Annotated in this window: 9 protein-coding genes; 8 read left to right on the plus strand and 1 reads right to left on the minus strand. The window is 73.3% G+C overall.

Features of this window, described 5'->3' with window-relative positions:
- The first annotated feature begins 322 nt into the window (after positions 1 to 322).
- The 5 genes from AB0F88_RS30670 to AB0F88_RS30690 all read left to right on the plus strand — a co-directional run bounded on the left by AB0F88_RS30670 (position 323) and on the right by AB0F88_RS30690 (position 5,581).
- Positions 323 to 847 (plus strand): PadR family transcriptional regulator, encoded by a 525-nt coding sequence (locus AB0F88_RS30670; RefSeq protein WP_362691776.1) that lies wholly within the window; start codon positions 323 to 325, stop codon positions 845 to 847.
- Positions 840 to 1,502, plus strand: a complete 663-nt coding sequence (locus AB0F88_RS30675; RefSeq protein ID WP_362691779.1) for an ABC transporter ATP-binding protein — start codon at positions 840 to 842, stop codon at positions 1,500 to 1,502. The genes AB0F88_RS30670 and AB0F88_RS30675 overlap by 8 nt, the downstream gene beginning before the upstream one ends.
- Positions 1,499 to 2,872, plus strand: a complete 1,374-nt coding sequence (locus AB0F88_RS30680; protein ID WP_362691782.1) for an FtsX-like permease family protein — start codon at positions 1,499 to 1,501, stop codon at positions 2,870 to 2,872. The genes AB0F88_RS30675 and AB0F88_RS30680 overlap by 4 nt, the downstream gene beginning before the upstream one ends.
- A gap of 87 nt (positions 2,873 to 2,959) precedes the next feature.
- Positions 2,960 to 3,763 (plus strand): (2Fe-2S)-binding protein, encoded by an 804-nt coding sequence (locus AB0F88_RS30685; protein ID WP_362691785.1) that lies wholly within the window; start codon positions 2,960 to 2,962, stop codon positions 3,761 to 3,763.
- 321 nt (positions 3,764 to 4,084) lie between these two features.
- Positions 4,085 to 5,581: an aldehyde dehydrogenase family protein gene (locus AB0F88_RS30690; protein WP_362691788.1), complete on the plus strand. Its 1,497-nt coding sequence runs from the start codon at positions 4,085 to 4,087 to the stop codon at positions 5,579 to 5,581.
- A gap of 102 nt (positions 5,582 to 5,683) precedes the next feature.
- Here AB0F88_RS30690 and AB0F88_RS30695 read toward each other — a convergent pair whose 3' ends face one another.
- Positions 5,684 to 6,790, minus strand: coding sequence for a DUF3800 domain-containing protein (locus AB0F88_RS30695; protein WP_362691791.1), 1,107 nt, complete (start codon positions 6,788 to 6,790; stop codon positions 5,684 to 5,686).
- Between the two features lie 253 nt (positions 6,791 to 7,043).
- On the opposite strand from AB0F88_RS30695, the gene AB0F88_RS30700 reads away from it, so the two are divergent.
- The 3 genes from AB0F88_RS30700 (at position 7,044) to AB0F88_RS30710 (ending at position 12,028) form a co-directional block, all read left to right on the plus strand.
- Positions 7,044 to 7,760: a polyprenol monophosphomannose synthase gene (locus tag AB0F88_RS30700; protein WP_362691943.1), complete on the plus strand. Its 717-nt coding sequence runs from the start codon at positions 7,044 to 7,046 to the stop codon at positions 7,758 to 7,760.
- A gap of 341 nt (positions 7,761 to 8,101) precedes the next feature.
- Positions 8,102 to 8,668, plus strand: coding sequence for an Ig-like domain-containing protein (locus tag AB0F88_RS30705; protein WP_362691794.1), 567 nt, complete (start codon positions 8,102 to 8,104; stop codon positions 8,666 to 8,668).
- 273 nt (positions 8,669 to 8,941) lie between these two features.
- Complete coding sequence (locus tag AB0F88_RS30710; protein WP_362691797.1) at positions 8,942 to 12,028, plus strand: BTAD domain-containing putative transcriptional regulator; 3,087 nt, start codon at positions 8,942 to 8,944, stop codon at positions 12,026 to 12,028.
- Positions 12,029 to 12,067: the final 39 nt, after the last annotated feature.

Below are 12,067 nucleotides of genomic sequence, written 5' to 3' on the forward strand. Positions count from 1 at the left end.
GAAGTCACATGAGACGTGGAGACCACGGAGGGGAGATCCACGGAGAAACGTCGCGCCGAACGCGCGGAAGAGAAGAGTAAAGGGGGGCCTCTGGCCCGCCCGGGGCTCACGCCTCGGCCGGGTGCCCTACTCGCTGTTGGCCCAAGGCCGACCCGGCAGTCACAAACTCAACCGTAGTGCCACGAACGCGCCAGGGCAACGTCGCGACGCCAGGGCGAGCCGCCGGGCTCGCCCCTGCCGCGCCCGGTCATGCCCCGCGATGCCGGGATGATCGGCATCCGACTATTCGCTTGATGTATATACCGGATGTATAGTCCCGATCATGTCTACCGGACACGTCATGCTCGGGCTGCTCTCCGAGCGGCCCAAACATGGGTACGAGCTCAAACGCGAGCACGACCAGCGCCTGCCGGGCGCCAGGCCGCTCGCGTACGGACAGGTCTACGCGACGTTGCAGCGCCTGCAGCGGGACGGGTTCGCCGAGGTGGCGGAGACCGTGCGGGAGGGCGGTCCCGAGCGCACGGTGTACGCCATCACCGAGGAGGGGCTGGCCGAGCTGGCCCGATGGCTGGAACAGGTGGAGACGCCCGCGCCGCACGTCTCCAGCGCGCTCGTCTCGCGCGTGGTGGTGGCGATCGTCGCCGGGGGCGCCGCCGACGGCTACCTGGCCGGGCAGCGCGCCGCCCATCTGGCGCGGATGCGCGAGCTCACCGCGGAACGGGCCTCGGGGTCGCCCGCGCAGGTGCTCGCCGCCGACTACGCGCTCCAGCACCTCGACGCCGACCTGCGCTGGATCGAGACGGCCATGGAACGACTCGCGGATCTTAAGGAGGAGATGGATGCTTGAGGCACGCGCGCTGCGCAAGACCTTCGCCAGGACCGTCGCGCTGGACGGCGTGTCCGCGGAGATCGGCGACGGGGAGATCGTCGCGATCACCGGGCCGAGCGGTTCGGGCAAGTCGACGCTGTTGCACTGCCTGGCCGGGATCATCCGTCCCGAGTCGGGGGAGGTCCACTTCGACGGGCGGCGCGTCGACACCCTCGGCGACGCCGACCGCACGAGGCTGCGCAGGCAGAGCTTCGGCGTCGTCTTCCAGTCGGGCGGGCTGGTCCCCGAACTGACCGCCGAGGAGAACGTGGCGCTGCCGCTGCTGTTCAACCGGCACGGGCGCCGGGAGTCGATGCTGGCCGCCCGGTCCCGGCTGGAGAGGCTGGACGTGGCCGGCTGCGCGGACCGGCGGCCCGGCGAGCTGTCCGGCGGCCAGCTGCAGCGGGTCGCCGTGGCCCGCGCTCTGGTCACCGGTCCGCGGGTGGTCTTCGCCGACGAGCCGACCGGCGCGCTCGACTCGCTGGCCGGTGAGCGGGTGATGGACGAGCTCGTCGGCGCGGCCCGCGCGGACGGCACCACGCTGGTGATCGTCACCCACGACAACCGGGTGGCCGCCTACGCCGACCGGGAGATCGCGCTGCGCGACGGCAGGCTGTCCGGGGTGACCGTGTGATCGCCGTGATCACCGTGATGCGGATGCTCGCCAGGGGCGGTTCGCGGCGCGAGCGGGTACGGGGGCGTCTCATGACCGCGGGGGCGGCGCTCGCGACCTTCCTGCTGTGCGTGGCGGCGAACCTGCTGGCGTTCGGGCTCGGTTTCTCGGTTCACCCCGAGGGCTTCCTCGTCCAGACGCGGATCGATTATCTGGGCTTCTTCTCCGGACGGGACGCGCGGCTGATCACCGCGCTGGCGCTGGCCCTGCTGGTCGTGCCCACCATGGCCTTCGTCTACCAGGTGAGCCGCCTGGCCACCGCGACGCGGGAGCGGCGGCTGGCCGCGCTCCGGCTGGCCGGGGCCACACCGCGCGAGGTGCGCCTGCTCGGGGCGTACGAGAGCGGGTGGCGGACCCTGCTGGGCGGGGTGTGCGGCGTCGCGCTGTACCTGGCGGCGAACCTGGCGCTGGCGGGGGCGCTGGAGGGCCCGGTGCCCCTGGTCCCGCCGGCGCAGATCCTGGCGATCCTCGTCGCGGTGACGCTCGCCGGGACGGTGTCCGGGCTGACGGCGGGGCGGCACGTGGTGACCTCCCCGCTGGGCGTGGTCCGGCGGACGCCCGCCGCCGGTCCCAGGGCGCGCGACCTGGCGCTGGTCGCGGTGGGTGCCGGGCTGCTCGTCGCCGGGCTCGCCGGCAAGGGAAGGCTCCCCGGCGGGCCGTACGCCGCGGTGCTGTCCATGACGGCCGGCATGGTGCTCCTGCTGTTCGGCCTGGTCCTCGGCGCCGCGTGGCTGATCAGGGTGGCCGCCCGGCGGGTCGGTGACCGTACCGGGACGGCGGAGACCCTGCTGGCCGCCCGGATGGTCGGGGCCGACCCCCGGGGGTGGGCTCGCGCGCTGTCGGTGGTGGGGCTGACCGTGTTCTTCGGCGCCGGGGTCGGGGCCCAGCAGGGGCCCATCTTTCTCCGGGGCGACCTCGATCCCTCCTGGGCCGTGGCCTACCTGCTCGTGGACCTCGCCCTGCTGGTCGCGCTGGTCACCTCTGCCGCCGCCCTCGTGGTGCACCAGGCGGAGGACCTGCTGGATCACCGGCACTCGTTCGCGGCACTGGCGGCCTCGGGCGCGTCCGGTCCCGCGCTGGGCCGGGTCCTCACCCGGCAGGCGCTCATCGCGGCGCTGCCGGTGTGCGTCGTGGCCGCCGTCGCCGGGGTGGGAGTGGTCCTCTCGACGGGGTGGGACATCTACCGCGAGGTGCCGCAGGCGCTCGCCGTCGCCGCCGTCCGGGCGGTGCTCATGGTGGGGATCGGGGTGCTGGCCGCGGCGCTGGTGGCGCGGGCCGCCCGGCCGATCCTGCGCCGGACGCTGCGGCCGGAGGAACTCCGGGACGAGTGAGGGGGAGCGGGGTCGTTGTGTGAACATGGGGGCGGGGGAGGCGCTCCCTGAGTCTCCCCGGGCTCTTCCAGAGAGGACGTGGTCGCCGTGCCGTCCGTCCGGCCCGGGGCGCCGGGACCGTTTCCCGCCTCCCCGGCCGTCGTCGCCGCGGCGGTCGCGGACGTGGCCGCCATCGGGGGCTACTTCGGCCTCGATCTCGGCCCGGTTCCCCGCGAGCCCGGCTGGCGGCCGCTCGCCGACCTGCTCGCCGACCCCGCCACCGTGGAGGCCCGGATCGCGGACACGGCCGGGCGGCTCGGCACCGCGGAGACACGGGTGGCCGCCTCCATCCTCTTCCAGGGTCTGGCCGCCCGTTTCTGGTCGCCGGCCCTCGGCGCCGCGGTCGCCCACGACCTGCTCATCGACCTGGCCCCCCGGCACGTGCGCTGGCGGGCGGCGGCCGAGGGCCCGCTGCCGCTGCGGGCCGCCCACCTGGAAGGGTGGGAGGTCCGCGGTCCCGCGCGGATCGCCGCACCGCTGTACCGCACCGTGGTGACCGGGTTGCTGGAGCCACTCGCCGGGACGGTCCGGCGGATCGTGCCGACGGCCCCCGGCCTGCTGTGGGGCAACGCGGCCTCCGCCCTGGCGGGCACCCTCCTCGAACTGGGCCGCCGCCGCCCCGGGCTCGCCGCCAAGGCCGTGGCGCTGGGCCGCGAACTGCTGGACACGGGCCTGCTGCGCGGTACCGGCGAGCTGGCCGAACCCGCCCCCGGCCATCCCGTCTTCACCCGGCGCAGCTGCTGCCTGTTCTACCGCCTGCCCGGCGGCGGCATGTGCGGCGACTGCGTTCTGGTCGATCCCGGGATCCGTCGCGAGCGGTGGGCGCGAGCCGTACGTGAGTCCGGCCGGTGACCGTAGTCGTGCCCTCCGGACCCTCGCCTTGCGGACCTGCCGTACGGGGATCGCCTGCGCCGCGGACCGGCCGGGCGGTTCACCACGAGGCGGGGAAGCAGCCATGAGAGGTTACGGGCGGCCCGCGGACGACGGCGGCACGAAGGACGCCACGCGACCGAGGCCGGGCGGAGGAGAGTCCTTGTGCTCTCACTTCGTCCGTAGTCTGATTGGGAGGAATTGTTCATCGGGCCGAGCGTTCGCGTACCCCGGGCGGTTTCGCGGTGCGGGCGGGTGCGCGGTCCGGCACAGCGTCTCTGAACAGGAAGGGAGCCGACGCTGATGACGGTGACCCTGGAAAAGAGCGTCGAGGACTTCATCACCACCCCGCACAAGTTGTTCATCGGCGGGCAATGGGTGGACGCGGCGTCCGGAAAGACCTTCGCGACTCCCAACCCCGCTACCGGGCAGACCCTGGCGCACGTCGCCGAAGCCGACGCCGAGGACGTCGACCGGGCGGTGCGCGCCGCTCGCAAGGCCTTCGAGCAGGGGCCCTGGTCACGGATGACCGCCTCCGAGCGGGGCCGGATCATCTGGAGGATCGGTGACCTGATCCTGGAGCACGTCGAGGAACTGGCCCAGCTCGAATCGCTGGACAACGGCAAGCCGGTGGCCGTGGCACGGGCCGCGGACGTTCCGCTGGCGGCCGACCTGTTCCACTACATGGCGGGCTGGGCGACCAAGATCGAGGGCAACACGATCGCGCTGTCGGTGCCGTACATGCCGGGCGCCGCGTTCCACGCCTACACCCTGCGCGAGCCGGTCGGTGTGGTCGGCCAGATCATCCCGTGGAACTTCCCGCTGCTGATGGCCGCCTGGAAACTCGGGCCCGCCCTCGCGACCGGGAACGTCGTGATCCTCAAGCCCGCCGAGCAGACCCCGCTGTCCGCCCTGCGGCTGGCGGAGCTGATCGCCGAGGCCGGGGTGCCCGACGGCGTGGTCAACGTCCTGCCCGGGTACGGCGAGACCGCCGGTGCGGCGCTCGCCGCGCACGACGGCGTGGACAAGATCGCCTTCACCGGCTCCACCGAGGTCGGCAAGCTGATCGTGCATGCCGCGGCGGGCAACCTGAAGAAGGTCACCCTGGAGCTCGGCGGCAAGAGCCCCAACATCGTCTTCGACGACGCCGACCCCGACATCGCCATCCAGGGCGCGGCGAACGCGATCTTCTTCAACCACGGCCAGTGCTGCGTGGCCGGATCCCGGCTGTTCGTCCAGCGCGACCGGTTCGACCAGGTGGTGGAAGGCGTCGCCGAGATCGCCCGGGGCATCAGGCTCGGTCCGGGCATGGAACCCGACACGCAGATGGGTCCCCTGGTCTCCGACGAGCAGCTGCGCCGGGTGACCGGCTACCTGGACTCGGGGCGCGAGGACGGCGTCCAGACGCTGGCCGGCGGCAACCGGCACGGAGACCGGGGCTACTTCGTCCAGCCCACCGTGCTCACCGACGTACGCCCGGAGATGAAGGTCGTCCGGGAGGAGATCTTCGGGCCGGTGGTGGTCGCCTCACCGTTCTCCGACCTGGACGAGATCGCCGCGCAGGCCAACGCCACCGACTTCGGGCTGGGGGCCGGCATCTGGACCCGGGACATCTCCAAGGCGCACGCGCTCGCCGGCAAGATCCGCGCGGGCACCGTCTGGATCAACTGCTACAACGTCTTCGACGCCGCCCTGCCCTTCGGCGGCTACAAGCAGTCGGGCTGGGGTCGCGAGATGGGCCACCAGGCACTCGACGCCTACACCGAGGTGAAGTCCGTCTGCACCCAGCTGCAGACCTGACCACGCCACACACCGGGCAGGTGTCCGCGCCGTGCCCCGCGCGCCGGGTGACGCCGGTTCGCGAGGGGCGGCGCGGGGCGGCGCGGGGCGGCCGCGGAGGCCTCATGGCCGGGTGCAGGAGGCGGACTCCAGCAGGGACCGGCTCCGGTCGTCTCCCCAGATCGAGAACGCGTCCACGTACGGTCGCAGCAGGGCGGTGAGCTCCGCGTCGCCCCGGCCGTTGAGCTCGTCCGACGCTATCTTCCTCGCCGCTCCGGCGAGGAGGTCGGCGACCTGGATCCGCGCGTCCGAGTGCGAGGCGACGAACCTCAGGCCCGCCAGCCGGCTCCCCTGCGACCGGGGGAGACCGTCGGGCCGTGGCTCGCCCAGCATCTCCCTGATCCGCGCGACGCGCTCCTCCGTCAGCGTGGTCTGCCGGTCGTGAACGATCGAGACGGGCCTGGTGCCCTCACCCCAGAAGTCGACGGCCCGGACGATGGCCGGGATCAGGGGATCGAGCGTCGGAATCACCCGCGGATCGTCGAGGAGCCGCGTCAGGAACGATTCCACCCGGGGCCTGGCCCGCCGGAGCAGCCCCATGATCTCGCCGACCTCGCTCCCCGCGCCGGCGAGGCACAGGACGTCGACCATGTCGAAGAACGCTTCGGCGGACGTCCCCGCGCCCCGGCCGTTCCCGGCGCGCATCAGGTCGTTGAACGAGGACAGGAAGGGCTGCCACCGTTCGTGCCCGAACGTGCGCCGGCCCTCGCGGTACAGGACGGCGGCCATGTCGCCGGCCATGTCGCCGGCCTGCCGGTCCCGTCGCGGGCCCGTGTCCGGCACGTGAGCGGTCTCCCCGGCGACCAGTCCGGCGAGTCTGCGGACGACGAGGAACGTCTTGTCGGTCAGATGCACGTGGGCTTTCCCGTGGATCGGCCCCGACGGCTCGAGCAGCCACGTGAGGGCGGACCTGTTCTTCTCGCGGAGCAGGACGTTCGCCTTGTATTCCTCTGCCGGGGAGGGGCCCCTGGCCCGTATTCCCCGAATACAGCTCGCCGCCGACTCGACGTCCATGCACAGGCTGGCGTGGGTGAAGACATCGGTGTTTCCACCGATGAGTTTCTCGCCCTCCGAGCCGGACTCATCGCAGCTGATTTCTACGGGTTGATCGGCCGATACGAATTGTGCCCGCATAATGTCCTTGCGATATTGGTAAGTGCCCGGTTCCATACTCAATGGACGATTCTTTAGGATACGTCACCTTGATATCCGCGCAACGGATTTTCCGGTCCGCGCCGCCGGCGGTACGCCGTGCCGCGCCGGTGGCCTCCATCTCGGAGGAGACCGGCACGGCCGCCCCGCCGGCCGCTAGCATGGGGTGATCTTTGCCGCTTCCGGTGTTCGAGATCACCGGACGCGAACGCCGCACCGTTCCGCGGTGAGAACATCCGACCGCCGAGCCCGGAAGGCCCTGACCTCGAACATGGCCACCGTCACCGTCGTGATCCCGACGTTCAACGAGGTGGGCAACCTTCCGCCGATCGCGGAGGCGCTGCTGGCGTTGCCGCTCGACGGCCTGCGCGTCCTGGTCGTCGACGACGACTCCCCGGACGGCACGGGGAAGGTGGCCGACGAGCTGGCCGCCGCGCATCCCGGCCGGGTCGGCGTGGTGCACCGGCGGGTCAGGGAAGGGCTCGGGCGCGCCTACGTCGACGGCATGGAGACCGCCCTCGCGGCCGGGACGGACTTCGTGGTGCAGATGGACGCCGACTTCTCGCATCCCGTCGACGCCGTGCCGCGCCTGCTCGACACCGCGCTGGCCACGGGGGCGGCGTGCGTGATCGGCAGCCGGTACGTACCGGGCGGGACGCTGGCGGTCGAGTGGAGCCTGCGGCGGCGGGCCCTGTCGAGGTGGGCGAACCTCTACGTCCGCACCATCCTGCGCGTCGGGTTGCGGGACGTGACCGCCGGGTTCAAGATCTGGCGGGTGGAAAGCCTCGCCGCTCTGGATCTCGGCGCGATCTCCTCGGGGGGCTACAGCTTCCAGGTGGAGATGCACTACCGGGCGGTCAGGGCGGGGATGACGATCATCGAGATCCCGATCCATTTCTCCGACCGCCGGGCGGGCAGTTCGAAGATGAGCCTTCGGGTGCAACTGGAGTCGGCCCTGATGCCGTGGCGGTTGATCTTCAAACGTTGAGGGAGCCCGCGCGGGGCACCGGTTCCGCGCGCCTTCCGCGCCCGGGGGCCGGGGGCGAGGGTTCCCTCGGCGGTCGCGAAGAGCGCGCCGCCGGGTCGGGGAACGCATCGGATGCCGTCTTCATTCACGATCATCCTGCTCCGTCGGGCGGGCTGTCATTCGTCATGGACGAATTCGCTCCGCTGGGATCCATCGGTATGTCATATGGCGAGTGTCGTGCCGCGGATCAGTAATGTCGAAAGGTGTGGCGCATCATCCCAATGCGTCTGGACGGCACAATAACCAAAGAAAAGAACGATATTATGATATATACCAATCGATCTCGTGTGACGGTGCGGAACATGGCGCGTTCGGGGCTGGCCGGGATTCTCGCGGCCCTGATCTCGATGGGGGTCGCCGCCGTCCCCGGCGCCGCGGCCGCCGCGGCCGCCGCCCACAACGACGCCGGCCCGAGTCCCGACCCCGGCACGGCCGTCTCGCCCGCGTCCGCGGTGTGCGGAACGGTCACCACGAGCGGGCTGGTCTCGACGTGCGGCGCGGGGAACGACAGCGGCCCGATCACCTTCACCACGACGGTGACGGCGGAGGACGGGAGCATCCCCACGGGCAGGGTCACCTTCGCCACCGACGGGGTGACCCTGGGCAGGGCCCTGCTCGTGGACGGCGTCGCCACCCTGACGATGTCGAGCCTCCCCACGGGCGTGTACCGCGTCGTCGCCTACTACCCGGGTACGGCCCAGTTCGATCCCAGCAACACGCCGCTGCTGATCCAGCGTGTCGGCCTCGGCTGCCCGTGCACGCCGGGGAGCCAGGTGGGCCAGGTCCGGGTGCGGGTCAACGGGGAGACCAGGAGCCCGGCCCCGGGGGAGAGGGTTCGCACCCGGATCGTGTTCGGCAGGAGCGCGTAGCCGGGCGACCGGCACCTGCGGCCCGTACACCGATCGGCGGCGACCCCCACCCGGACTCGCCGCCGATCGGTCTCCCGCCCTGGTCGGCCTTTCCTCCTGATCGGCCTTTCGGCCCAGGGCGTGTCGGTTCAGGGCGTGTCGGTTCAGGGCGCGCCGGTTCAGGGCGTGTCGGCCCAGGGCGTGTCGGTTCAGGGCGGCGCGGGTGCCTTGCCCACGGTCGCCACGGCGTTGAGGCTCCGGTCCGGCCGCCTTCCGTGGGAGATAATCTGCGATGTGCTGTTCGGTGTCCTCGGCCCGGTGGAAGTGCGGTCCGACGCGGGAGACCTGGTCTCCGTCGGCGGGCCGAGCCTGCGCGCGCTGCTCGCCCTGCTGCTGATGGACGCGGACCGGGTGGTCACCGTGGAGCGGATGATCGACGGTCTGTACGGGAAGGCGCCACCGCCCGGCGCGGCGAACGCCCTGCAGTCCCAGGTGTCGCGGCTGCGTCGCGGGCTGCGGGCCGTCGGCGCGCGGGTCGAGTTCCATCCGGCGGGCTACCGCCTCGTCGCCGATCCCGAGAGCGTCGACGCGCACCGGTTCGAGCGGCTCGCCCGCGAGGGCCGTCGCGCGCTGACCGCCGGTGACCACCCCCGCGCGGCCGCCCTGCTGCGGGAGGGTCTGGGGCTGTGGCGGGGCACGGCCCTGGCGGATGTGTCCGGCGCGCCGTTCGCCGGGGACCAGGCGGCTCGCCTGGAGGAAACGCGGGTCACCGCCTTCGAGGACAGGGCCGAGGCCGAGCTCGCCCTGGGCGAACATCGCGGGATGGTGGCGGAGCTGCGGAGGATGGTGGACGCGCACCCGCTGCGGGAACGGCTGCGCGGCCAGCTCATGCGGGCGCTGCACGGCTCGGGCAGGCAGGCCGAGGCGCTCGTGGTGTTCGAGGACGCCCGGCGCGCCCTGGCCGAGGAACTGGGCGCGGACCCGTCCACCGAGCTCGGGAACATCCACCTGACCGTGCTGCGAGACGCCCGCCCGCCCCTCGCGAGCCTGCCCGCCCAGCTCACCGGCTTCGTGGGACGCGAGCGGGAGCGCGCCACGATCGGCGAGCTCCTGGGGACGGCGCGCCTGGTCACCCTCACCGGGCCCGGCGGGGTGGGCAAGACCCGGCTGGCCGTCGAGGCGGCCCGGCGGCAGCCGGGCGAGGTGTGCTTCGTGGACCTGGCCCCGCTCGACGACGGCACGCAGGTCCCGCAGGCGGTGGGCCTGGCGCTGGGACTGCGCGAGTACGGGCTGCTCCCCGGCTCGGCCGACCCCTTCGGCCGCCTGGTCGCGGAGCTCGAGGGCCGCCGGATGCTGCTCGTCGCCGACAACTGCGAACATCTCCTCGACGAGGCGGCCCGGCTGGTCCACCGGCTGCTGGCCGCGTGCCCGGAACTGCGGGTGCTGGCCACCGGCAGGGAGGCGCTGGGCATCACGGGCGAGTCGCTGTGCCCGGTCTCGCCACTCGCGCTCCCCGGGTTCGCGGCGGGACCCGAGGAGGCACTCGGTCACGCCGCCGTGCGGCTGTTCGCCGACCGGGTCGCCGCGGTGCGTCCGGGGTTCGTGGTGGACGCGGGCAACGTCGGGACGGTGTCGCGGATCTGCGCGGCTCTCGACGGCCTGCCCCTGGCCATCGAGCTGGCCGCCGCGCGGCTGCGCTCGCTCACGGTGGAGGAGGTCGCCGACCGGCTGGACGACCGGTTCCGGCTGCTGTCGCGGGGCGACCGCACGGCCGCGCCGCGACACCGGACGCTGCGCGCGGTGATCGAGTGGAGCTGGGACCTGCTCGACGCCCGGGAGCGGCTGCTGGCCAGGCGCCTCACGGTCTTCGCCGGGGGCGCGACCCTGGAGACGGCCGCCGGCGTCTGCGGCGTGCCCGACACCACCGGCGTGATGACCAGCCTGGTGGACAAGTCCCTGGTGGAGGCCCACGGCGGTCGCTACCACATGCTGGACACCGTACGGGAGTTCTGCGCCGAACGGCTGGCCGAGGCCGGTGAGGGGGACGCGGTACGGCGGGCGCACGCCACCTACTTCCACGGCCTCGCCGAGACCGCCGACACCCACCTGCGCGGCGCCTCGCAGCTGGAGTGGACGGCCACGCTGACCGCCGAGCACGGCAACCTCCACGCCGCGCTGCGCTGGGCGGTCCGCGCCGACCCCGTTCTGGGGGTGCGGCTGGTCGCCGCGCTGTCGTGGCACTGGTGGCTCAGCGGCCTGCGTGACGAGGGCGCCCCGTCGGCCGCCGCGCTCGTCGAGACGCCCGGCGCCTCGGTGCTGCCCGAGCTGGTGGAGGAGTACGTCCTGTGCGTCGCGCACACCGCGCCGACCGGCTCCCCCGGCCTGGAACGAGCGCAGTCGATCATCCTCTCCCGCGGGTGCCCGCTCCGGCGTCCGCACCTTCTCCTCCTGTACTCCATGGCCATGGTGCCCGCGGACGCCCCCGTTCCCATCCCGCCGGAGCTGCTCGGCCCCGACCCGTGGTCGCAGGCGCTGGGACGGCTGAGCGAGGGGCACCTGCTGCTGTTCGGCGGCGAGCCGGCCGAGGCCGAGGGGGCGTTCCTGCGGGCACTCGACGGCTTCCGGTCGATCGGCGACCGGTGGGGGGCCGCCAACGCGCTGGACCGGCTGGCCGAGATCGCCGGCTGGCGGGGGGACCGGGCCGGGGCGTCGGCCCTGAGCGACGAGGCGCTCGCGCTGCTCGGCGAGCTCGGTGCCGCCGAGGCCGCCGCGGACCTGCTGTGCCGGCGCGCGTACGGGGCGATCCGCGCGGGCGGCGGCCTCGCCGCCGCGTACCTCGACTACGAACGCGCCGCGGAACTGGCCCGTACGGCGGGCACCGCGGAAACGGTGGCCGGGGCGCGCTGCGGGCTCGGCGAGGTCGCGCGGCTGCGTGGCGACCTGCCCGGCGCCCGGCGTCTCTTCGAGCTGGCACTGGCCGGAGACGCCGCCGCGACGGCGGGCGCCGGGCAGGCGCGGTCGCGAGCCCTGATCGGGCTGGGCCGGATCGCCGAGGCCGAGGGGGACATCGCCGAGGCGCGGGACCGGCTGTCCCGGGCGCTGGAGGTCGCGGCCCGCCACCGCGACCGTCAGGTGGCGGCAGAGGCGGTCGCGGGCGCCGCCGGTCTCGCCCTGCTCGAAGGCGATGCCGAGCGCGCCGCGTCGCTGCTGGGCGCGGCCGTGGCGGTACGCGGCGCCGGCGACGTGGCGAGACCCGAGGTGGCGGCCGGAGCCCGGGACCGGATCGGACCGCAGAGGTACGCCGCTGCCTTCGAACGGGGGGCGGCGATGACCTGTGAGGACGCCCTCGCCCTGCTCCGGCCCGCGCCGCCCGGTGCGTGACGGCCGGTGTTCGGTGCGCGGACGGTCAGCGCCGTCGGA

This window comes from Streptosporangium sp. NPDC023963 (assembly GCF_040639135.1).
Taxonomy (GTDB): Bacteria; Actinomycetota; Actinomycetes; order Streptosporangiales; family Streptosporangiaceae; genus Streptosporangium.

Coding starts and splice junctions, on each gene's coding strand:
- AB0F88_RS30700 (WP_362691943.1), top strand. CDS start 7,044: ATGGCCACCGTCACCGTCGTGATCCCGACGTTCAACGAGGTGGGCAAC.
- AB0F88_RS30705 (WP_362691794.1), top strand. CDS start 8,102: ATGGCGCGTTCGGGGCTGGCCGGGATTCTCGCGGCCCTGATCTCGATG.
- AB0F88_RS30695 (WP_362691791.1), bottom strand. CDS start 6,790: ATGGAACCGGGCACTTACCAATATCGCAAGGACATTATGCGGGCACAA.
- AB0F88_RS30690 (WP_362691788.1), top strand. CDS start 4,085: ATGACGGTGACCCTGGAAAAGAGCGTCGAGGACTTCATCACCACCCCG.
- AB0F88_RS30670 (WP_362691776.1), top strand. CDS start 323: ATGTCTACCGGACACGTCATGCTCGGGCTGCTCTCCGAGCGGCCCAAA.
- AB0F88_RS30675 (WP_362691779.1), top strand. CDS start 840: ATGCTTGAGGCACGCGCGCTGCGCAAGACCTTCGCCAGGACCGTCGCG.